13 protein-coding genes and 1 pseudogene are annotated in these 22,198 nt (G+C 60.5%); 11 read left to right on the top strand and 3 right to left on the bottom strand.

All coding sequences use genetic code 11. The features are described 5' to 3' along the window. The first annotated feature begins 29 nt into the window (after window positions 1–29). The 5 genes and pseudogenes from ASF66_RS16420 to ASF66_RS16400 all read left to right on the top strand — a co-directional run bounded on the left by ASF66_RS16420 (window position 30) and on the right by ASF66_RS16400 (window position 5,098). Window positions 30–482 (top strand): MarR family winged helix-turn-helix transcriptional regulator, encoded by a 453-nt coding sequence (locus tag ASF66_RS16420; protein ID WP_056844615.1) that lies wholly within the window; start codon window positions 30–32, stop codon window positions 480–482. Then, the gene (locus ASF66_RS16415) at window positions 479–2,569 is read left to right on the top strand and encodes an FUSC family protein (RefSeq protein ID WP_056844590.1); all 2,091 of its coding nucleotides are present in this window, start codon (window positions 479–481) and stop codon (window positions 2,567–2,569) included. Before ASF66_RS16420 ends, ASF66_RS16415 begins: the two co-directional genes overlap by 4 nt. Continuing rightward, window positions 2,566–2,775 carry a DUF1656 domain-containing protein gene (locus ASF66_RS16410; protein ID WP_049858991.1) on the top strand — a complete coding sequence of 70 codons (210 nt, stop codon included), beginning with the start codon at window positions 2,566–2,568 and terminating at the stop codon, window positions 2,773–2,775. The genes ASF66_RS16415 and ASF66_RS16410 overlap by 4 nt, the downstream gene beginning before the upstream one ends. Beyond that, window positions 2,703–3,662: pseudogene (locus ASF66_RS16405) on the top strand (efflux RND transporter periplasmic adaptor subunit); the annotation flags it as partial. The gene ASF66_RS16410 and the pseudogene ASF66_RS16405, both read left to right, overlap by 73 nt. Beyond that, window positions 3,659–5,098 carry an efflux transporter outer membrane subunit gene (locus tag ASF66_RS16400; protein WP_056844588.1) on the top strand — a complete coding sequence of 480 codons (1,440 nt, stop codon included), beginning with the start codon at window positions 3,659–3,661 and terminating at the stop codon, window positions 5,096–5,098. The pseudogene ASF66_RS16405 and the gene ASF66_RS16400, both read left to right, overlap by 4 nt. 3 nt (window positions 5,099–5,101) lie before the next feature. On the opposite strand, the gene ASF66_RS16395 is transcribed toward ASF66_RS16400, so the two are convergent. From ASF66_RS16395 to ASF66_RS16385, 3 genes are all read right to left on the bottom strand, one after another. After that, entirely contained in the window at window positions 5,102–6,097 is a 996-nt protein-coding gene (locus tag ASF66_RS16395) for a zinc-binding alcohol dehydrogenase family protein (RefSeq protein WP_049858994.1), read from the bottom strand. 81 nt (window positions 6,098–6,178) lie between these two features. Beyond that, on the bottom strand, window positions 6,179–7,066 hold the full coding sequence (locus ASF66_RS16390; protein ID WP_049858995.1) for a bestrophin family protein: 888 nt from the start codon (window positions 7,064–7,066) through the stop codon (window positions 6,179–6,181). Window positions 7,067–7,177: 111 nt separating this feature from the next. After that, window positions 7,178–7,807: a LysE family translocator gene (locus tag ASF66_RS16385; RefSeq protein WP_056844587.1), complete on the bottom strand. Its 630-nt coding sequence runs from the start codon at window positions 7,805–7,807 to the stop codon at window positions 7,178–7,180. Between the two features lie 450 nt (window positions 7,808–8,257). Between ASF66_RS16385 and ASF66_RS16380 the strand changes: the two genes are divergently transcribed. From ASF66_RS16380 to ASF66_RS22530, 6 genes are all read left to right on the top strand, one after another. Further along, window positions 8,258–9,967: a ShlB/FhaC/HecB family hemolysin secretion/activation protein gene (locus ASF66_RS16380; RefSeq protein ID WP_056844586.1), complete on the top strand. Its 1,710-nt coding sequence runs from the start codon at window positions 8,258–8,260 to the stop codon at window positions 9,965–9,967. Window positions 9,968–9,992: 25 nt separating this feature from the next. Beyond that, window positions 9,993–19,802, top strand: coding sequence for a two-partner secretion domain-containing protein (locus ASF66_RS16375; protein ID WP_056844585.1), 9,810 nt, complete (start codon window positions 9,993–9,995; stop codon window positions 19,800–19,802). A 5-nt stretch (window positions 19,803–19,807) separates the two neighbouring features. Beyond that, window positions 19,808–20,062, top strand: a complete 255-nt coding sequence (locus tag ASF66_RS16370; protein ID WP_056844584.1) for a MafI family immunity protein — start codon at window positions 19,808–19,810, stop codon at window positions 20,060–20,062. An 84-nt stretch (window positions 20,063–20,146) separates the two neighbouring features. Then, the gene (locus tag ASF66_RS22540; RefSeq protein WP_156463211.1) at window positions 20,147–20,398 is read left to right on the top strand and encodes a DUF4258 domain-containing protein; all 252 of its coding nucleotides are present in this window, start codon (window positions 20,147–20,149) and stop codon (window positions 20,396–20,398) included. Between the two features lie 623 nt (window positions 20,399–21,021). After that, window positions 21,022–21,363 carry a hypothetical protein gene (locus tag ASF66_RS22535; RefSeq protein ID WP_156463210.1) on the top strand — a complete coding sequence of 114 codons (342 nt, stop codon included), beginning with the start codon at window positions 21,022–21,024 and terminating at the stop codon, window positions 21,361–21,363. A gap of 192 nt (window positions 21,364–21,555) precedes the next feature. After that, window positions 21,556–22,191: a hypothetical protein gene (locus tag ASF66_RS22530; RefSeq protein ID WP_156463209.1), complete on the top strand. Its 636-nt coding sequence runs from the start codon at window positions 21,556–21,558 to the stop codon at window positions 22,189–22,191. The last annotated feature ends 7 nt before the right edge of the window (window positions 22,192–22,198 follow it).

The following is a 22,198-nucleotide window of genomic DNA, read 5'->3' as shown; positions in this document are numbered from 1 at the left end:
AGCAAACTATGAATATTCGCACCTTCCCGATGAATATCGACAAGCTCCAGCTGAACATCAGCAGCGGCATGGTGGTTGCCTCGCGCCACTGGCGGCGAATCTGTCAGGCCACCTTGGCCAACTATGGTGTGTCCGAAGCCTGCGCCGTGCCCTTGTTACTGATCGTGCGCTTGGGCGACGGTGTCCGCCAGGTCACGGTGGCGCAGGCCGCTGGCCTGGAAAGCCCCTCACTGGTTCGCCTGCTCGACCAACTGTGCACGGCCGGCTACGTGGTTCGCACCGAAGACCCTACCGACCGCCGCGCCAAGGCCTTGAGCCTGACGCCCAGTGGCCGCGCCCTGGCCGAGTCCATCGAAGGCGAGTTGGTACGCCTGCGACGTGAAGTGCTCAAGGACATCGCCCCAGCGGACCTGGAAGCGGCACTGCGCGTGGTGCGTGCCTTCGAGGAAGCGGGACAGGGCACGCCCGGTGGTTATCCATGAAAGGTTTCTTCAGCGATGTGCCACCGGCCCGGGATTGGTTCTACGGCGTGCGAACCTTCGCCGCCTCGATGATTGCCCTGTACATCGCCATGGTCCTGCAGATGCCGCGCCCGTATTGGGCGATGGCGACCGTCTACATCGTCTCCAGTCCCTTCGTCGGCCCCACCAGTTCCAAGGCGGTGTACCGTGCGGTGGGGACCTTCACCGGCGCTGCGGCGGCGGTGCTGTTCGTGCCGCTGTTCGTGCAGACGCCGTTTCTGCTGGCCACGGTGATTGCCCTGTGGACAGGCACCCTGTTGTACCTGTCGTTGCACCTGCGCACTGCCAACAGCTACGCCTTCATGCTGTCGGGCTACACCTTGCCGTTGATCGCCCTGCCGGTGGTGGACAATCCCACGGCGGTGTTCGACATCGCCAGCTCGCGCTTTCAGGAGATCTGCCTGGGCATCGTCTGCGCCGCCGTGGTGGGCGCAATGTTCTGGCCGCGCCGGCTCACGCCAGTGTTCGTCGGTGCCGCTGGCAAGTGGTTCGAGGATGCCGCCGGCTACAGCGATCACTTCCTGGCGCGGGACGTCAAAGGCGAGGACGTCGGCCCATTGCGCTCGGCCATGGTCGGCACGTTCAACTCGCTGGAAATGATGATCGGCCAGCTTCCCCACGAAGGGGCGCGGCCACAGCTGGTGCGCAATGCCAGGGAGCTGCGCGGGCGCATGATCCATCTGCTGCCGGTTATCGATGCGCTGGATGATGCCTTGTTCGCCATCGAGCGTCGCACCCCCGAATTGGTGGCGCGTCTGGCGCCGGTCATGGCATCGGCCCGGCAATGGCTCAAGGACAGCATGGACGACCCCGATCAGGCCCGCTGGCAAGCGCTGCGCGATGAGCTGCACGCCCTGCGGCCAACCCCTGAGCAATTGGATGACCGCCGCGAGCTGCTGTTTTCCAATGCGGTGTACCGGTTGGGTGAATGGGTCGACCTGTGGCAGGACCTGCGCAGCCTGGAACTGGCGATCAAGACCGACAGCCGCCTGCCATGGCGAGCGGTCTACCGCCACTGGCGGCTGGGACGGCTCAAGCCGTTCCTGGACCGCGGGCTGATGCTGTATTCGGTGTTCTCCACGGTCACTGCGATCATCGTCGCATCGGTGTTGTGGATTCTGCTGGGCTGGACCGATGGTGCCAGTGCCGTGATCCTGGCCGCCGTGGCTTGCAGTTTCTTCGCCGCCATGGACGACCCCGCACCGCAGATCTACCGGTTCTTCTTCTGGACCGTGATGTCCGTGGTGTTCGCCAGCCTCTACCTGTTTCTGGTGCTGCCTAACCTGCATGACTTTCCGATGCTGGTGCTGGCCTTCTCGGTGCCCTTCATCGTCGTCGGTACCTTGACCGTGCAGCCGCGGTTTTTCCTTGGCACCCTGCTGACCATCGTCAACACCTCGTCCTTCATCAGCATTCAGGGCGCTTACGACGCGGACTTCATGAATTTCGCCAATAGCAACCTGGCAGGTCCGGTAGGCCTGTTGTTCGCCTTCGTCTGGACCCTGGTGGTGCGGCCCTTCGGCGTGGAGCTGGCGGCCAAGCGTCTGACCCGGTTCAGCTGGCGTGATGTGGTGCACATCACCCGTCCGGCGAGCCTGGCCGAACAGCGCGCGATGGGCGTGCAGATGCTCGACCGGCTGATGCAGCACCTGCCACGCCTGACCATGACCGGCCAGGACACCAGCGCGGCACTGCGCGATGTCCGCGTGGCGCTGAACCTGCTCGACATGCAGGCCTACGGCCCGCGTGTGCCGGCTGCCGTACAGCCGTTGCTGCATCAGGTGATCGACGAAGTCGGCGGGTATTTCCAGGCCTGTCGCAAGGCCAGTGAACGCCTGCCCGCCCCGATGGGTCTGCTCATGACCATGGACCGCGCACGCCGTGGCTTGACGGTGCAGGCCATGGCCGAGGCCGAAGAGGCGCGCGAGCATTTGTTGCATGCCTTGAGCGGCCTGCGCCTGGCATTGCTGCCGGGTGCCGAAGTGGTCACCGAGGCGGGCGAGGCCGCCGAACAACTGCCGCATGGCATCGATGGAGCTCCGCTGTGATTGGTGAACTGGATATCAGCGGGATCTTCCTGCCCACCGTGCTGGTGATGATGGTGTTCACCTACGGCCTGTTTCTGTTGCTGCATGGCGTGCTCAACCGCCTGCATTTCTACCGCCTGGTCTGGCACCGGGCTCTTTTCAACGTCGCTCTCTACGCTGTGCTGCTCGGCGCGGTGGACGCTCTCTGTCGAAGCCTGATGCTATGAAAAAACCGATCCTTACCTTTGGCCGCCTGGTCTTGACCCTGCTGTTCGTGTGCCTGGCTGCGTTCATCGTCTGGCGCATGGTCATGTATTACATGTATGCGCCCTGGACCCGTGACGGTCATGTACGCGCCGACATCATCCAGATCGCGCCAGACGTGTCCGGCCTGATCGAACATGTCAACGTGCACGACAACCAGCCGATCAAGGCCGGGGACGTGCTGTTCACCATCGACCAGGATCGCTTCCGCCTGGCCCTGCGTCAGGCCCAGGCGAGCATGGCCGAGCGCAAGGAAACCCTGGCCCAGGCCGAGCGTGAATTGCGGCGCAACCGTGGCCTGGGCAACCTGGTCGCCCGCGAGCAGCTCGAAGAGAGCCAGTCGCGGCAACTGCGTGCCCTGGCTTCGTTGTCCGAAGCCCAGGTCGCCGTGGACGCCGCGCAACTGAACCTCGATCGCTCGGTGATCCGCAGCCCGGTGGACGGCTTCATCAACGACCGCGCGCCACGCCCGCGCGAGTTCGTCACCGCAGGCCGCGCCGTGCTGGCCGTGGTGGATGGCACCTCGTTTCATATCGATGGCTATTTCGAGGAAACCAAACTGGGCGTGATTCACGTCGGCCAGGCCGTGGACATTCGCATGATGGGCGACAACACCCGTCTGCAGGGCCGGGTGCAGAGCATCTCGGCCGGCATCGAAGACCGCGATCGCAGCAGTGGCAGCAACCTGCTGCCCAACGTCAATCCGGCCTTTAGCTGGGTGCGCCTGGCGCAGCGGATTCCCGTGCGCATCGCCTTCGAAAGCCTGCCCGAGGGCTATCGCCTGATCGCCGGCCGCACGGCCACGGTGTCGATCATCGAAGACGGTGTGGTGGCGGGAGCGGCGCAATGAGCAAGGCCCTGCGTCTTTCCGCCCTCGCGGCGGCGCTGCTGTTGTCGGCCTGCCAGATGGTCGGACCCGACTACCATACCCCTGAGGAGGCGGCGCTCAACCGAGCCGATTTGCAGGGCTCGCTGGCCGAAGGCGACAGCAATGTGGTGTCGGCGCCGGTCCCGCAGGACTGGTGGAAGCTGTACCACGACCCACGCCTGGATGCGCTGGTACGCCAGGCCATGGCATCCAACACCGACCTGCGCGTGGCGGCGGCGAACATTGCCCGCTCCCGTGCGCAGATCGAGCAGGCCCAGGCCGAAGGCGGCTTCGATTTCAATGCCAAGGCCGAGGCGCAGCGTGTGCAGGAGTCGGGCGAAGCGTTCCTGCTGACCGAAAAGCTGCCGGTGGATAACCTGGGCAGCGCTTCCATCAACCTGTCCTACCAGTTCGACCTGTGGGGGACGCTCAAGCGTGGCATCGAGGCGGCACGCGCCAACGCCGACGCCACCCAGGCCGCGGCGGATACGGCGCGCATTACCGTGGTAGCCGATGTGGTGCGCGCCTATACCCAGGTCTGCGCGGCCAACGAAGAATACGAGATCGCCCGGCATTCGCTCGAATTGCAGCAGGAAGGCGTGCAACTGACCCAGCGCCTGCGCGATGCCGGCCGTGGCGACGAAACCCAGGTCACGCGCTCCGAAACCCAATACAAGTCCCTGGGCGCGGAGCTGCCGCGCTATCAGGCATCGCGTCAGGCGGGCCTGTACAAATTATCGATGCTGCTGGCCACGCCGGTTGCACAGCTGCCTGCCGACGTGGCCAGCTGCGCCGAGCTGCCGCGTATCAATCAGTTGATGCCGGTGGGCGATGGCGCTGCGCTGCTCAAGCGTCGTCCCGACATCCGCCAGGCCGAACGCCGTTTGGCGGCGGCCACCGCCAACATTGGCGTGGCCACCGGTCAGCTGTACCCGGACATCAGCATCGGCGCCACGGTCGGCACGGTGGGTATTCTCGACGACCTCGGGCATCCGGCAACCAATCGCTGGGGCATCGGCCCGCTGATCAACTGGAACGTTCCCACCAACGGCGCGCGGGCGCGGATTCGCGAGACCGAAGCTTCGACCCAGGCTGCGCTGGCCAATTTCGATGGGGTGGTGCTCAACGCCATTCGCGAGACCCAGACCGGTCTGGCGCAATATGCCGCCTTGCTGCAGCGTCGCGATGCCCTGGCCGACGCCGAGCGATCGGCCCAGCAGGCGGCGGATCAGACCCATCAGTTTTTCCGGGCCGGCCGCGCGTCGTTCCTGGCGGACTTGCAGGCAACGCGCACCTACACCGATGTGCGTGGCCAACTGGCGGCGGCGAACACTCAGGTGGCCATGGAACAGATCAACCTGTTCCTGGCCTTGGGCGGCGGTTGGGAAAGCGCCCGGCAGGTGCCGGGCGCACGTTGAAGCTTAGAAGCCTTCCAGGACGATCTTGCCCTTGGCCGTGCCGCTTTCGATCAGCTCATGGGCGCGGATCAGGTTGGCGGCATTGATCACCCCGTAGTGCTCGCCCAGGGTGGTGCGCAATACGCCGCTGTCGATCAGTTCGGCCACGCGCTCGAGCAGCTCGTGCTGCTTGATCATGTCCGGAGTCTGGAACAGCGAGCGGGTGAACATCAGCTCCCAGTGCAGCGACAGCGCCTTGCGCTTCATCGGCATCACGTCGAGGGTCTTCGGGTCGTCGATCAAGGCCAGCTGGCCCTGAGGGCGCAAGGCTTCGATCAGTTGCTCGAAGTGCTTGTCGGTGTGGGTCAGGCTGGCCACGTGGTCGACCTGGCCAACCCCGATGGCTTCCAGCTGCGCCACCAGCGGCTGGCTGTGATCGATTACATGGTGAGCGCCCAGGTCGGTCACCCATTGACGTGTTTCATCCCGCGACGCCGTGCCGATCACGGTCAGCTTGGTCAGCTTGCGCGCCAATTGCGTGAGGATCGAGCCAACGCCACCTGCCGCGCCGATGATCAGCAGGCTCTGGCCTTCGCCACCGCCCTCGGGCACGCCCAGACGGTCGAACAGCAATTCCCAGGCAGTGATCGAGGTCAGCGGCAGGGCGGCGGCGTGGGCGTTGTCCAGGCTTTGCGGCTTGTGCCCGACGATCCGCTCGTCCACCAGGTGCAGTTCGCTGTTGCTGCCCGGACGGTCGATGGCCCCGGCGTAGAACACGCTGTCACCGACCTTGAACAGGCTGACCTGATCGCCCACCTGCTGGACGATGCCGACCGCATCCCAACCCAGCACGCGCGGTTCGGTCACGGCAGCGCCGCTGCGCACCTTGGTGTCGACCGGGTTGACCGAAATGGCCTGGACCTGCACCAGCAGATCACGCGGGCCCGGTGTGGGCGCGGGCAGTTGCAGGTCGGTGAGCACGGAGGCTGCGCCGTTCTGGGTATAAGCGATGGCTTTCATCAGGGGATTTTCCAGGTGAGGTCTGTAGGATCGATGCGCCCTTGGCAAAGGGCGCTCGGTGGTCACGAAGATAGCGGAAGGTCAGGCGGAACGCATTTCCTGCGTGTCACGCTGCATCGACTGCAGGTTGCGCTCGATGTTTTCACAGAGCGAATCCATCTGGATCTGGTGTTCGCTGACCTTGAATGGGCTCTGCAAGTCGGTGCCGATGCGCTCGATGGCCAGCAGCATGAAACCGACCACGGTAGACGCCAGCGGTGTGAACCACTCCAGCGACTCTACCAGGCCGATCGGTACGATCAGGCAGAACACGGTGATGAACAGGCGAGGAAAGTAGACGTAGGGAAAAGGCAGTGGCGTGTTGGCGATGCGCTCCATGCCGCCCTGGCAGTTGGAGATGTCCACCAGTGTCGATTCCAGGCGCGCCAGGCGGATGCTGTCCAGGCGTCCGGCCTTGTATTCACGCGCCAACAGGGCGGCGGAGCCGGTGATGAGGTCGTTGGAAAAGTTGTTGGTGCTGTTGCGCCGTTCGAATTCCTCGGCGCTGATGAACGCTGCCACTTCCGGTGGGCATGGTATGTGCCGTACGTGCGCCGCCAGGCAGTTCACGTAGGCCACGTGGCGCCGCAATAGGGTGGCCTTGACTGGGTTCACGTCATCACCGACGTCGTCGATCAGGGTCAGCACCTGACGCGCGTAGCTGCGCGATGCGTTGACCAGCAAGCCCCACAGTGTGCGAGCTTCCCACCAACGGTTGTACGCGCTGCTGTTGCGGAAGCTGATCAATACGATCAGCGCCGAGCCCAGCAGGGTCAACGGCATGATGGGCAGGCTCAGCTTGGTATTGAGGAACAGCATGAAGTCGACGGTGACCGCGATATCCCACAGCAGCAACCAGAACAGGGACCAGCCGACATAGCCCATGGTCTTGATGATCAGACGGTATTTCTTGGCGATGGCTTCTTTCATAAGCGGACCTCAGGCGATGGGCGTGCCTAGGTCGGACGCCGACTTCGCAACAAGGTTCGTTGCAGCCAAACGAATGCCCGTTACCAGTTGCTACCGGCCGATACTGGCACTTCAGGCATGCCCGCGGCGGGCGAACAGCAGGCCAACGCCTGCCAGCCCCAGCAAGCCACCACAGGCGCGATTGAAGCGACGTTTGGCCTGCACTGTGTTCAGCCAGCGCTTGAGGTTCACGCCCAGGTACGCATACAGACCCACCGCGATCCACTCCAGTACCAGAAACAGCGCACCGAGTACGGCGAACTGGGCACCCACCGGTTGCTGCGGGTCGACGAACTGCGGCAGGAACGCGGTGAAGATGAGGATCGCCTTGGGGTTACCCGCCGCGATCAGGAACTCGCGGCGCAGCATCAACCACAAACTCGGACGGCTGGCCGTGGCGTCATCCGCCATGTCGGCGGGCTCACCGGTCCACAGGCTCCACGCCAGCCAGAGCAGGTACAGCGCCCCCACCGTCTTGATGACCAGGAACAACCACTCGGAAGCGAACAAGACCGCGGCCAGGCCCATGGCTGCCAGCGCGATCATCCCGCTGAAGGCCACCAGACGTCCGAAGCCTGCCAGGCAGGCGGCCTTGTAGCCGTGGTGGGCGGCATTGTTGATGGACAACAGGTTGTTCGGGCCTGGGGCCATGTTCAAGGCGAAGCAGGCGGGGATGAAGAGCAGGAGGGTGGTGAGGTCCATGGTGCTGTGTCTCTTGCGCAAAAAGGGCCGGGGTACTTGAACGTTGCTTTCGGAATGTAGAGAAACGCGTTGCCCACCGCAACGCCGATCTGCGCGAAGTGCTTTCACCGCCTTGAGGATTGGCCGGGTAATGATTCATGCCGCGATACATCAGCATCATTGGAGTTCTTATTGTCATGCGATCGGACTTTCTGTATGAACTGCGCTGTAATTTTAATGGTTCGCTTCCATAATAAGAGTGTGCAGTCCATGAGTGTTAGCGGATTGTTTGGTAGGAAAAATCTTAAGTAATTTTAGTTGGGATAAGTCGAGCTCGAAGAGCATATGAAACTGTAATTTATCAAGCAAATCATAGGCTTATGTATTAAAACTTGACGTTAATATACGGCATCCCTATCATCGCGCCCCTTTCGAGTTGATACAAAGCCATTCTGGCATCAGGGATTGAATATGTGGTCAAGGGCAGGACGCCGTGCAATTCCGTATTTCGCGGTGTTGCTTTGTTGTGCAACTAAGGTCTTCGCGGCGCCCACTACACCGGGCGAGCAGGACTTCATTCGTGACCGTCAGGACCGCCTGCTGCAAGAGCAGCGGCAGCGCTTGGAGGACCTCAAGAACCTGCCTGGTGAACAACTCAGCGCTCCTGCGCCTCCAGCCGTGGAGGACACTCGCTGCTTCACCATCCAGCGTATCGACATCCAGGGCGCCGATGCCCTGGGTCCTGCCCAAAAGGCCGAACTCGTGCAGCCGTACCTTGGCCAGTGCCTGGGTGTTGCGCAACTCAACGAGTTGCTCGGGGTCGTCACCGATCGCTATCTGCAACTGGGCCTGGTCACCAGTCGTGCCTATCTGCCGCAACAGGACCTGTCGACCGGCATCCTCACGCTTCAAGTGGTTGAAGGCCGCCTGGAAGGCATTCGACCTGCCGATGACAGCGGGTTATCGCCACGGGAAGTGAACATGGCTTTTCCGGGCCATGTAGGCGAGCTGCTCGATTTGCGCGAAGTCGAGCAACTGGTCGACCAGCTCAATCGCCTGCCGTCCAACGGTGCGCAAATGGAGCTGGCGCCTGGCGAGGCGGTGGGGGGCAGTACCGTGCTGGTCAGGAATGCTGCACAAAAGCCTTGGCGTGCTTCGCTGTCGCGCAACAACGATGGCCAGCGCAGCACCGGTCAGCAGCAGTGGGGGGCGGGTCTGGATTGGGACAGCCCCTTGGGCCTGGCCGACCAGTTGGTGCTGCGCGGCAGCCACGATGCGGTCAGCGATCACCATCGCAGCTCCAAAAGCACCACGGCGTACTACAGCGTGCCGTGGGGCTGGTGGAACTTCAATTATTCCTACAGCCAGAGCGAGTACGGCTCGCAGGCTTATGGCAACGGCTTCGCCTTCAAGCAAAACGGTGACAGCCAGAATCATCAGTTTCGCGCAGAGCGCGTGATACATCGCGACTCGGTCAGCAAAACATCGATCAACGGCGGCCTGGCCTATCTGCGCAGCAACAACTACTTGAACGGCAACCGCCTGGAAGTCAGCAGCAACCGTATCAGCGAGGCCCAGTTCGGCATCAACCACGGCCGCCGTATCGGCAATGCGTTCGTCAACCTCGATCTGGGCATGCAGCAAGGCATAGGCGCTTTCGATGCGCAAAGTCGCAAGGTCGAACAGCACGGCGACCCCAACGACCGCTATCGCAAATACACCGCCACCGTGAGCTACCTGCAGGGCTTCAACCTGTGGGGCGAAACGTTCAGCTTCACCAGCCTGGCCACCGGTCAGCGCAGTGAAGATGTGCTGTTCAGCCCCCAACGCATGAGCTTGAGCGGACAGTCGTCGATGCGCGGCATCAAGGACCAGAACCTGTCCGGCGACAGCGGCGGCTATTGGCGCAATGACCTGCGCTGGACGCGTCCGGTCAACCTCGGCTGGTTGCGACCGGTCCTTTATGAATACGGCATCGGCCTGGGCTACGACCAGGGCGTGATCCGGGGCGATCGCTACAACGGCGACCAGCATGGTCGTGTGTCCAGCAATTCGGTCGAGTTGTTCGCCCGAGGCCAGCATTTCGCGACGTCGGTGACTTTCGCCCATTCGCTGGAACGCCCCGACGCGCTGAGCGATCGCGAAACCCCGATCTACTTTCGCCTCGACCTCTTTCTCTGATTTCACGTTTCAGTAGGTAATCGACATGGACGTTCGCCAGTTCGCTTTTCTGGCCCGACAAACTTCGGCCCGAATTCAGCCCCGTGAGCAATTCTGCGGCTTGCCCAAGCGCGCACTGGCGTTGCTGCTGGCCAACGTCATGTTCTGGCAGCCGCTGTGGGCGCAAGCCGAAGGCATCGTGGTCAGTGGTTCGGGGACCAACCTGCAACAGGCCGGCAACGGTGTGCCGATCGTCAACATTGCGACACCCAATGCGACCGGTCTGTCCCATAACCAGTACAAGGATTACAACGTCGGCAGCCAGGGCGTGATCCTCAACAACGCCACCGGCCGCACCCAGAACACTCAACTGGGCGGCATCATCGTTGGCAATCCGAACCTGGCAGGCTCCGCCGCCAACGTCATTCTCAACGAAGTCACCGGCGGCAATCCCAGCCAGCTGCGTGGCTATACCGAAGTCGCCGGACAATCGGCCAAGGTCATTGTCGCCAACCCCTATGGCATGACCTGCAACGGCTGCGGTTTCATCAACACCCCGCAGGTGACCTTGACTACCGGCAAGCCGATCGTCGAGAACGGCCGGGTGCAGCGCTATCAGGTCGATGGCGGCGCGATCTCCATCGACGGCCAGGGCCTGAACGCCAGCAATGTCGATGGTTTCGAGATCATCACCCGCTCGGCCCAGATCAATGCGCAGATCAACGCGCGCAATCTCGCCATCGTGGCGGGACGCAACGATGTCGACGCCGCGACCCTGCAGGCCACCGCCCGTGCCGACGACGGCTCGGCCAAGCCGCAACTGGCCATCGACAGTTCCGCGCTGGGCGGCATGTATGCCGGTGCGATCAAGCTGGTGGGCACCGAAGCCGGCGTCGGGGTGAAGCTGGCCGGTCATCTGGCGGCCAGCGCCGGTGACATCCAGCTCGACGCCAACGGTCACCTGAGCCTGGCCCAAGCGGCGGCCAGCGGTGCCGTAAACGTCACGGCGCAAAGCCTGGACGCCCAAGGCCCCGTCTACGCAGGCAGCCAGTTGCGGGCGCAGACCCGTGGCAACCTGACCATAAGCAACAACCTGGCCGCCCGCGACAGCATCACCCTGAGCAGCGGCGGGCAGTTGACCAACAGCGGCATCATCGAAGCCGGGGTCAATGCGGACAACAGCCGCAATGCCCACGGTGACGTACACCTCGAGGCGCAAGCGTTCAGCAACCGCAACAGCGTGATCGCCAGCCGTAACCTGAAAGTCGTCAGCGCAGGTGCCATCGATAACCGCAACGGCTCCCTGAGCGGCGCCAACCTTGAGGCCCGCGCGGACCATCTGGACAACCGCAGCGGCCAGATCAGGGCGACAGAGACCGCCACTGTCACCGCCAAAGATCTCGACAACCGTCAGGGCCGCATCACCAGCCAGAACCAGCTGAGCGTCAACGCCGTGACCGGCGACAACCGCACCGGCATCCTGCAAGGCGACCGCAGCCTGCAACTGGCCGTCGACCACCTGGACAACCAGCAAGGCCTGCTCAGCGGCCGTGGCACGGTTGATATCACCTCCAGCGGCCTGTTCGACAACCGCGCCGGAACCGTGATCGGCGACTCCCTGCTGCGGGTGCGGGCAGGCGCCATCGATAACCGCGAGGGTGAGATCGTCGGCCAGCAAGACGTCGAGGTCCGCACTGAGGGGTTGGATAACCAGAATGGCAAGCTGATCGCCCAAGGTGCGCTGCTGCTCAGTGGCGCGCACCTGGACAACCGCCAGAACGGGTTGGTGGCGGCCACCCAGGCGTTGAACGTGCACGTCGACACTCTGGACAACCGTGGCGGCGAACTGTCTTCAGAGGCGGACATCGAGCTGTCCGGTGGCCAACTCGACAACGACGATGCCGGCCAAGTGTTGGCCCGAGGCAGCCTGATCCTCGCCTACGCCAACGTCCTCAACCGCGCCAAAGGCCTGCTGTCCGGCAAAGCCGGTATCGACCTGCGAGCAGACCGCCTGGACAACAGCGGTGGGCGCCTGCTCAGCCAGCGCAACATCGATCTCCTGCTCACCGGTGCCGCCCTCAACCAGAAAGGTCTGATCAGCAGCGAGGGGGCGTTGCACCTGAACGTCGGCAGCCTCGACAACACGGGAGGCAAGCTGTCCAGTGCAGGCCTGCTGACCCTGGACAGCCGCGGCCTGATCTTGAACCGCGGTGGCGAACTGGTCACCGATCAAGGCCTGACCCTTTCCAGCGCCAGCCTGGACAACAGCCAGGGCGGCCGCATCAGCGGCAAGGGTGCGGTGAAGCTGACGACCGGCGCATTCAACAACGATGGCGGGGAGGTCAGCAGTGCCAACACCCTCGATCTGAGCGCGCAGCAGGTCAGCAACCTCGGCGGCCGCATCGGCAGCCAGTTCGCCCTGACGGCCACTCTGCAAGGGCTGGCCACGCGGGCGGGGCAGTTTTTCAGCAACAGCGCCCTGACGCTGGACCTCAACGGCGGTGACCTGGACAACCGTGAAGGCCTGCTCAACGCACCGGAGCTGACCTTGCGCAACGTCGGCGGCGTGTACAACCAGGGCGGTGAAATCTCCAGCGGTCAGGCCTTCACCCTCAAAGCCCGCAGCCTGGACAACAGCGCGGGCAAGCTGCTCAGCAACCAGACCCTGACCCTGCACATCGAACAGGCCCTGGCCAACCTCAAAGGCCAGATTGCCGCCGCCGCGCTCAGCGTACAGACCGGTAGCCTGGACAACAGCGAAGGCGTGCTCACCAGCCGCAGCGATCTGAACCTGACCAGCCAGGGCAGCCTGCTCAACCGCAACAATGGCCTGATCAACGCGGCAGCCGTGCTGGACATCCACAGCGCCGACCTCGACAACCAGGGCGGCCAGTCGCTCGGCAACCGCGCTGTGCGTCTGGATCTGAACGGCGGCACGCTGAACAACAGCGCTGGCTTGATCAACGGCGAAGGCCCTTTGACCTTCAACCGCATCGGCGCCGTCGACAATCGCAACGGCGAAATTTCCAGCGACCAGAGCTACACCCTGACCAGTGCTCAGCTGGACAACCGTGCTGGCAAGATCATCAGCAGCGGCCAGCTGTCCGTCATCAGCGGCGCCATCATCAACCGCAATGGCCTGCTGTCCGGCTGGCAGGGTGTGAACCTGCAGGGCAGCAGCCTGGACAACCGCGACAACGGCACCGTTTCCAGCCGCGACGGCAACCTGGCAGTCAACCTCAGCGGGGCGCTGCTCAACAGCAACGCCGGTGCGCTGGCCAGTGCCGGACGTCTGGACATCGACAGTGCCCGCCTGGACAACAGCCAAGGCGGCATTCTGAGCAGCGGCGCCGGGCAAAGCCTGACCGTGCAAGACACGCTCGACAACAGCGAAGGCGGTCTGATCGACAGCGGCGCAGAACTGACCGTTCGAGCCACAGACCTGAGCAACCGCGCCGGGACCGTCAACAGCCAGCAGGACCTGAGCTTTACCGGTACGCAACTGGACAATACCAGTGGTCAATGGGCCAGCAACGGCAGCATCACGCTCGACTTGCTCGGGACCCTGATCAACGCTCAAGGCAAATTCGCCAGCGGTGGCCCTCTGCGCATTCAGCGCGCTGCGCACATCGACAACCAAAGTGCGCAACTGGTCAGCAAAAGTCTGCTGAGCCTGCTCATCGGCAGCCTGGACAACCGCAACCGTGGCACGCTGGCGGCGCTCGATCAACTGACCGTGGACGCCAGCGGTACCGTACAGAACGGCGCCGACGGTTTGATCTACAGCCAGAATGGCGCCGTCAGCCTCAGCGCCGCTCAGCTGGAAAACGGCGGGGGTGCCGTACAGAGCCAGACCGGCCTGACGCTGCACACCCGTGGCGCGATCAACAACGCCAACGGTCGTCTCATCGCCCAGGACGGCGACCTGTTGCTGAACGCCGGGAGCCTGGACAACCGCGGCGGCATCCTTTCCAGCCTGCGCGGCGCTCTTGAAGCGCGCATGGCCGGTAGCCTGCTCAACGCTCAAGGCACCTTGCAAGGCCAGCGCCTGACCTTGTTGGCCCTGGCCGGCCTCGACAACCAGAACGGCCGCATCGCCGCGCAGAGTGGCGACGCCAGCATCACCACCGCTGACCTCAACAACAGCGCAGGCGGCCTGTATGCAAAAGGTCTGATCGACGTCAACGCCAATACCCTCACCAACGCTGGCCAGATTGCCGGCGGCCGTGTGCGTTTTGCCCTGGGCGGTACGCTGATCAACCGCTCCGGCATCATCGAAAGCGACTCCTTCTTCGACATCACCGCGGCCAACCTCGATAACCAGGGCGGCACCCTGCGCGCACTCGGCACGGACGGCGCCTCGGTGTATCGCGTGGGCGGTGTGCTGGATAACCAGGGTGGCGTGATCGAGATTGCGAACGCCGATCTGACGGTCGACGCAGGCAGCTTCCGCAATACCAACGGCTCTCTACTGCACGTAGGCCTGGGTGAGTTCAATATCTCCAGCGCCAACGTCACCGCCGCTGGTGGCAGCCTGGTCACCCGTGGTGGCCTCACCCTCAATGCCGACAGCTGGACCAACAGCGGCGTGCTGCAAGCCGGGCGCCTGACCATCAAGGTCGGCAACTTTCACCAGACCGCCAGCGGCCAGTTGCTCGCTTCGCAGAGCCTACGTGGTGAAGGCGTCAACTGGAGCAACGACGGCAAGCTGGCCAGTGACGGTGACCTGTGGCTTGGGCTCAGCGGTACCTATGCGGGCAATGGCCGCGTCACCAGCCTGGGCAACCTGCAGATCGACGCCGCCCAACTGCAACTCGCGACCCCGGCCAGCATCACCTCCGGCGCTGGCTTGAAGCTGGACGTCGGCGGCACCTTGCTTAATCGGGGCCGCATCACTTCTGTGGATGACGCCGTGATCACGGCCGGCAACATCGACAACTACGGCACCCTCGGCAGTGCCCGATCCCTCACGCTCAAGACCGGCGCCTTGCTCAACGAGAGGGGACTGCTCTTCAGCGGCGGTGACATGGGCTTGCAGGTCGACACCTTCACCAACCGCTACGCCGACGTCTACAGCCTGGCCAATCTGCGCATCGATCGGGACGGCAATGGCGGCCACGCCAGCCTGATTCGCAACAGCTCCTCGACGCTGCAAAGTGACGGCAACATGAGCCTGGCTGCCAGTACCATCGAAAACGTGCGCGAAGTGCTCACCGTCAATGACGCCGGCATCTACACCGGCAAGATCTACCAGGTGGCCTGTATCGAGGGCGTCAACGCCGGCGACTGTTCGGGCAAACGCAATTTCGTCTTCGAAGTCCTGGAACGCCAAAAGCTGGAAGTCACCCAAGCGAGCCAGGCATCGAGCATCACCGCAGGCGGCAACCTGAGTTTCAACGGCGGCGACCTGCTCAACCAGAGCAGCACCATTGCCACGGGCGGCAACCTGAACGCCTCGGTCACCAACCTATTCAACCGCGGCATCGAAACGGGCGACACCGAATACGTGCGCACCTTCCGCACCAACCGCCAGCGGGGCGGACGCGGGCTGATCAGGGCAGCCAATGCTTTCAACGAACAGTACTGGCTTGAAGGTGCTCGTTACGACGCCAACAACCTGAGCGGCCTGGAAGCGGGTATCAGCAACTTCCTGGCCTACACCGAGACCGAGCTTCTCCAGTACGCCCGTGTGACGCAACTGGCATCTACTGATCAACGCTACGCGGCGGTCATTCAGGCGGTTGGCGACGTCAACATCACCACCCAGAACAACTTCGACAACAGCGTGGTACGCAACGACTACCACTACGTCAGCAGCGGCACCCGCACCGACACCGGTGCGTCAGGCAGCGATTTCAGTACTCGAGTCAGTCTCGACGCGCAGCTGCCTCCCGATCTCGCTCAGCAACAGATCAACCCGCTGTCTCTGCCGGGCTTCAGCCTGCCCAGTGGAGAGCATGGCCTGTTCCGTCTCAGTGACCTAGCCGCCACGGACACCGCCGCCAAACAGGCCGATGCCGCCCCGCACAGCTGGACCATCGGCAGCGCGAGCATCGATGCAGCCCAGCGCACCCAGACCGCCGACACCAGCGAGGGCCGTACCGTTCAGATGGAGGGTCAAGTCGCTTCTCATCAGGCAATGGACGGTCACGTACCCGGCTCTATCAACCGCGTCCAGGGCCTGCCCGAAACCCAGAGCACCTCACCTGCGCACAAATACCTGATCGAAACCAATCCGGCACTCACCGACCTCAAGCAATTCCTGAGCTCGGACTACCTGCTGGCAGGTCTGGGCTACAACCCGGACGAAAGCGCCAAGCGCCTGGGCGACGGCTTCTACGAACAGAAGCTGATCCAGCAGGCGCTGGTTGCCCGTACCGGCCAACGCTTCATCGACGGCCAGCACTCCGACGAAGCGCTGTTCAAGTACCTGATGAACAACGCCATCGCCAGCAAGCAGCAACTGGGTCTGTCGGTCGGTACCACGTTGACCTCGGCGCAAGTCGCAGCACTGACCCACGACATCGTCTGGCTGGAAGAGTACAAGGTCAACGGCCAAAACGTGCTGGTGCCCGTGCTGTACCTGGCCCAGGCCAACAACCGCCTCGGCCCCGACGGCGCGTTGATCGCCGGTCGCGACGTCAACCTGGTTTCCGGTAACGACCTGACCAACGCAGGCACCCTGAAAGCCAGCAACAACCTCAGCGCCAGCGCTGGCAACACCTTGGTCAACAGCGGCCTGGTGCAGGCCGGCGGCCGACTTGACCTGCTGACGGGCAACACCCTCGTCAACAAGGCCGGTGGCGTGATCACCGGTCGCGACGTGAGCCTGACCGCCGTCAACGGCGACGTGATCAACGAGCGCACGGTCACCAGCCATCAAAGCAGTAGCGGCTACCGCAGCGAACGCAGGGACTTCGCGGACACGGCCGCTCGGATCGAGGCGGCGAATGATCTGAGCGTGTGGGCGGGGCGGGATGTCAATAATGTGGGTGGGGTGTTGCAAGCTGGCAACGACCTGACACTGGCCGCCGGTCGAGATATCAACTTCGCTTCAGCCGAGCAGATTGAAAGCAATGACCGCGGCCGCAAAGCCAACAGCAGTTCCATTACCCAGCACGGCTCCAGCCTTGCCGCAGGCCGGGACGTCATCGCCACCGCCGGTCGTGACCTGACGGCCATTGCCAGCGACATCGACGCCAAACGCAATATCGCCATGGCAGCCGTCGGTGATCTCACGCTGAGTTCCGCGGCAGACGAACAGCACACCTACTCCAAAACCAAAAAGGTCACCGCACAGGAAGACCACGTCAGCCAGATCGGCACTTCGCTCGATGCAGGCGGCGGCATCGCGCTGACGGCGGGCAAGGACATGGCCCTGGTCTCCAGCCGTATCACGGCAGGCGACGAAGCCTATCTGTACGCCGGTGAAAACCTGGAGCTGCTGGCCGCTCAAGACAGCGATTATTCCCTTTACGACAAAAAGAAAAAGGGCAGCCTGGGCAGCAAGCAGACCCAGCGCGACGAGACGACCACCGTTACCAACGTGGGCACCGAAATCAAGACCGGTGGCAACCTCACCCTGGAAAGCGGCGGCGATCAAAAGTATCAGGTCGCCAAACTGGAAAGCGGCAAGGACCTGACCCTGGACAGCGGCGGCGCCGTTGATTTCGAAGGTGTGAAGGATCTCAAGCAGGAGAGCCACGAGAAGAGCAGCAGTGATCTTGCCTGGATGTCCATGGGGGGCAAGGGCAGGACAGATGAGACGGTGCGGCAGAGTGAGTTGGTTGCGCAAGGTGCGTTGGTTATCAACGCCGCCAATTCCATCACCATCGATGTCAAGAAATTCGACCAGCAAACGGTGGCCCAGACCGTAGACGCCATGGTGGCCGCCGATCCAAAACTGGCATGGCTCAAACAGGCGCAAGCTCAAGGCAATATCGACTGGCGGCAGGTGGAGGAAATCCACCACAGCTTCAAGTATGAACATTCCGGTTTGGGCGCAGGTGCTCAACTGGCACTGGCAATTCTGCTGGCTGCAGTAACGGGCGGCGCTGGCGCTGCATTGGTGGGTGCCACAGCTGGAACCACGACCGCCGCAATTGCCAATGCTGCGTTGGTCAGCCTCGAAGTAACGGCAGCCAACAGTGCAATCAGCAACAAAGGCAATTTGAAAGCCGTCACCAAAGATACCTTCGGCGCCAAAGGCCTGAAAAATGCTGCTGTGGCAGGCGCAACGGCTGGTGTCACCCAAGGCGTTATCGATCCAGCCCTGGGAGGCAAGACAAGCAACTGGAACAACGTCACCAAAGGGTTCGACCTGAACACCCTTGACGGTGTTGCAGGTTTCGCGCTGCACGCGGGTGCCCAGGGTGTGGCGGCAGGGGCAATCAACACGACCATAAACGGTGGCAGTCTGGGCGACAACCTCGGTCAGGGGCTGGTCGGCCAGACGACCAATGTCGTAGCGGCCACTGCGTTCAACTTCGTTGGCTCCTACGCACAGAGCCATTGGCAAGCCGCCAAGGATGCCAACGATCCGGCAACCATGGCGCTGTGGGCTGAGGGAGGCGCTGGCCGAGTCGCAATGCACGCGCTGATGGGGGGCGCGATTTCCAGCGCCATGGGCGGAGACTTCTCGACCGGCGCAGTCGCGGCCGGTGCGAGCCAGGCCATGGCACAGGTGCTGAACAATACGTTCGACAGCAACCCTGAACTGCGCGCCGCATTCTCACAGATCGTCGGACTGACGGCAGCAGGCCTCAGTGAGGGCGATGTCGGGAAAGCGGCCTACGTTGCGCAAATGGCGGACAACTACAACCGCCAACTGCACTACAAGGAAACCCTCAAGTTAGAGGAGTTGCAGAAAGCAGATCCTCAAAACGCCGCCCGGCTTGCAGCCGCTGCCTGTGCCATGACCCATTGCAGCGCCTCGGTGCCGGATGACGATCCCAATCGCCAGCGTTTTGTGGAGCTGGAAAAAACCGGCGCGCAGTACAGTGCCGAACTGGCAACGCTGCGGGCGTCCGGCGCTTTCGAAGAGTACTCGAGGTGGGACGCCGCGAACGACACTCTGCTGCGCGAAGACCCGATACTCAGCAAGGGCAACTCGGTGGGCCGTGCAGTGGCCGGCGCAGCAGGAGCGGCAAGCGGATTTGGCCTGGCCGTCGTCTCGACGCCTGCATGCATAACAGGGGTCGGCTGTGCGTTGCCGGTATTGGCGGGTGTGGGTGGTGCTGCCTCATTCCTGGATGGCGTACAGGCTACTCGGGACTACTTCGCACCTTATGAATACACCCAAGGGCAAAGGGTCGCGGACTCGTTTTCATCTCAAACCTATCCGGGCGATGTAAACCCGATAAAGGACTACGGAACCACAGCGGCGAAGTATGCGTTGCAGGTTGCGTTGATCAAGGGAGCGGGTAAGCTGGCGGCAGGGCCAGGAAGTTCGGTGCTGGTGGAGGGGGTGCCGGGTGTTGAGAGCAAAGTTTCAAGAAAGGACTATGTTGACATTCTTTCGCCTGGTGCAAAGCAACATATTTTGCACGGCGATAAACCAGGTAGCGGTGGACATATGTGGCCAGGACAGGAAGGGAAGACAGTCTTTCCTAGAAGCTGGTCAGGGGATAAGATCATTGATGCAGTTGGTGATATCACAACATCTCCAAGCACTAAATGGTACGCGCAGACTGGTACTGGCGGGGCTTATACGGCTAAAGGAGAACCTGCTAAATGGGTTGCTTATGAAACTCGTGATGGTGTGCGAATGCGAGTTGTATACCAACCTGCTACTGGAAAGGTTGTCACAGCATTCCCTGACGATGCCCCTACCCCACCCTACAAGCCTATTAGGTAGAGTTTATGTTCGCGGATCGTATTATTGAATTTGGGATGAGGTTTAAAGGTCGGCTAAATGCTGACCTTCTTCAGGGGGCTCTGGATTATGTTGCGTACAATGAAGAAAGTTTGGCTTTTGAGATTTTATGTGACTATATATGGGAATACGATGTCCCTATCACGTTAGAAGAATACAATGAGGCTGTTCTACTAATTCAAGATATTGGGCTTGATTTAGGAGAAAGTCCATTTAGCCATTTGCTGGAATTGCAGAAATAAAAAACAGTAAATTAGTGGTGTAAGATCACCGCCATAGCTCTAATTAGGTAGCAGCTGTCAACCGTAGGTGCTAGCGGAAGCCTGATGAAAGGGCCTCGGGGAACAACTGCTGCAACGACTATCAATGAAATCGACTATTCAGCTCATGCTATTGACCAAATGCAAGGGCGCGGCATTCCACTATGGGTTGTTCAAAATACCATTCAAAATGGGGTTGTTTTCCCAACGCGTCAAGGGACAATCGATTACTACGATTCGGTTAATAACGTCCAAGTCATTACAAGTGGGTCTCTAGGGAGCGTAGTTACCGTCATTCCCAATGCACCAAGAAAATGAGTCGATCAAAAGATTATCTTGAGACCAGTGTGCGTAAGATCCCAGCCTAGGACTGGGATCCAATTGGGGTTAGAGATATATCTGGAGGCCAGGATGAATATGATATAAGCGTAGCGGATATTTGCGAAATGCTACGTGGGGCAGACGAGCAGTGACATCTATAGTCATCTGCATTGGATTGAGATAGAGCGAATGAGGCTTGGTGGAGATGAACTGCTTACACGGCAGATAACAAGAAATAATAGCCTTGCTATATTAGGGTGGATTTGCTTTTGGTAGTCGGCCTCATATCGTTTTGACGTTGGTGTAAATTCCTAATGCAGGACATTATAGAGGCTAAGTCTCCCGTCACCGATCCACGGGGGGTCCCAAGCGCGATTCGCTGGGACGTTCAGGGGAAAGTGAATGGGAGCAATGGCGCCTATGTGTTGGTTGTAGATTCTAGGACCAATACAGTGCTTCACTTTTATTTAAGAGTGGGAAGTGGTGATGTGCGGCCCATGCGACATTATCTACACCACATGTAATAGCGTACGGAAGAAATAAGCTACCGACGGAACAATAAGGGTTCAGTCTCCGTCTACAAAGTTAACGTCTAGACTAGCTAATCCGGATTAAATGCCATGATAAAAGTAAATATGTTAAATCCTTTAGTTGCCCTAGCTCGGTACAATGCCTGGAAAAGCCAGTGGGCTGAAAGTTGTAGTGTTGACGAGTTATCTTATATAGGCGGTGAGTGCCATCCGGAAGATTTTTTGCTGTTCGGAAAGCTATTATTTCCCGATTTGATTGTTGCAGGGGGAGGGGTTTTTTTAGCCAATAGTTACGATGTTGATGTGTTTGGATGCTGGCTGCAGAAATTTCACGGTGATGTGCAGGCTGTGGAGAGGATGATTAATCATACGCATATTTATGATACCTTTGACGGATGCTCAGAAGATATTGATGATCGTGTATTCAAATAAATAGCAGATATGATTGCATTGTCTTGGCGACTAAGCTTGAGTGACAAGTTTCCTGATAAAAGGTTTAATGTTGAAGTGTCAAATTCAGAGCTGGAATACGGCCCCGTGATAACCTTTTATCAAATGGATTTGTAACTTGAATGGGTTGAAAAAATCGGTGACCTCATTTTAATGATGAATCTGGAAATCATTATGACTATTGATATTCAGGTATCCAGCACTTTTGATGTCTTTACGAAAAACGAAGTAGTTAATCTTTCGCCTTCGCATACGGCTAGCAGGGTAAAACTGGGTGCAGCAAGTTTTTTGGCTTGTGTTGGAATGCATGAATCGTTAACCGTTGTCTTGGGTGCGGTTTATGATAGGATAAATCAAGTGTTTCCTAATTATGACATGTGGCTTTTCATAGGTAATCCGGCGGTGCAGCCAGATACACGGATAGTACGCTATCTAAGGTTGTGGGGTGGGTCTAAGTCAAGAGGGTTCGATCTGTCTTTTCTGAGTGGCTCGTTTGAAAATATGATTGAGATTGATAGAGGGCTAAAATTTTTTGGGGCAGTACCGTTTTCAAAAAATTCATTGGCAGTCGTGTCCGATTTGATTGTGGGTGAACGGTGTTCATATATTGCAGCATTACCAAATAGTTTTGATGTGAGATGTGCCTTAAGCAAAGGTTGGTCAGGAGATATATCAAATGATTTTGATCTTATTTGCTGTGCGTGCGAGAAGGAAGCCCTTGTGCTTAAGAAAATTGGCGAATTTGACGACTGTGAACGGGGTTTTTTAGCACTTGCTTTATCTAAGAATATCGGTGGATTAACAATCTAAAACGTAT

Origin of the sequence: Pseudomonas sp. Leaf129 (assembly GCF_001423465.1) — a bacterium.
Taxonomy (GTDB): domain Bacteria; phylum Pseudomonadota; class Gammaproteobacteria; order Pseudomonadales; family Pseudomonadaceae; genus Aquipseudomonas; species Aquipseudomonas coleopterorum.
The sequence above is the reverse complement of the archived record's forward strand: the minus strand, read 5'-3'. Positions and strand labels throughout refer to the sequence as shown.

Coding starts and splice junctions, on each gene's coding strand:
- ASF66_RS16380 (WP_056844586.1), top strand. CDS start 8,258: ATGTGGTCAAGGGCAGGACGCCGTGCAATTCCGTATTTCGCGGTGTTG.
- ASF66_RS16375 (WP_056844585.1), top strand. CDS start 9,993: ATGGACGTTCGCCAGTTCGCTTTTCTGGCCCGACAAACTTCGGCCCGA.
- ASF66_RS16420 (WP_056844615.1), top strand. CDS start 30: ATGAATATCGACAAGCTCCAGCTGAACATCAGCAGCGGCATGGTGGTT.
- ASF66_RS16415 (WP_056844590.1), top strand. CDS start 479: ATGAAAGGTTTCTTCAGCGATGTGCCACCGGCCCGGGATTGGTTCTAC.
- ASF66_RS16385 (WP_056844587.1), bottom strand. CDS start 7,807: ATGGACCTCACCACCCTCCTGCTCTTCATCCCCGCCTGCTTCGCCTTG.
- ASF66_RS22540 (WP_156463211.1), top strand. CDS start 20,147: ATGAAAGGGCCTCGGGGAACAACTGCTGCAACGACTATCAATGAAATC.
- ASF66_RS22530 (WP_156463209.1), top strand. CDS start 21,556: ATGACTATTGATATTCAGGTATCCAGCACTTTTGATGTCTTTACGAAA.
- ASF66_RS16395 (WP_049858994.1), bottom strand. CDS start 6,097: ATGAAAGCCATCGCTTATACCCAGAACGGCGCAGCCTCCGTGCTCACC.
- ASF66_RS22535 (WP_156463210.1), top strand. CDS start 21,022: ATGATAAAAGTAAATATGTTAAATCCTTTAGTTGCCCTAGCTCGGTAC.
- ASF66_RS16370 (WP_056844584.1), top strand. CDS start 19,808: ATGTTCGCGGATCGTATTATTGAATTTGGGATGAGGTTTAAAGGTCGG.
- ASF66_RS16400 (WP_056844588.1), top strand. CDS start 3,659: ATGAGCAAGGCCCTGCGTCTTTCCGCCCTCGCGGCGGCGCTGCTGTTG.
- ASF66_RS16390 (WP_049858995.1), bottom strand. CDS start 7,066: ATGAAAGAAGCCATCGCCAAGAAATACCGTCTGATCATCAAGACCATG.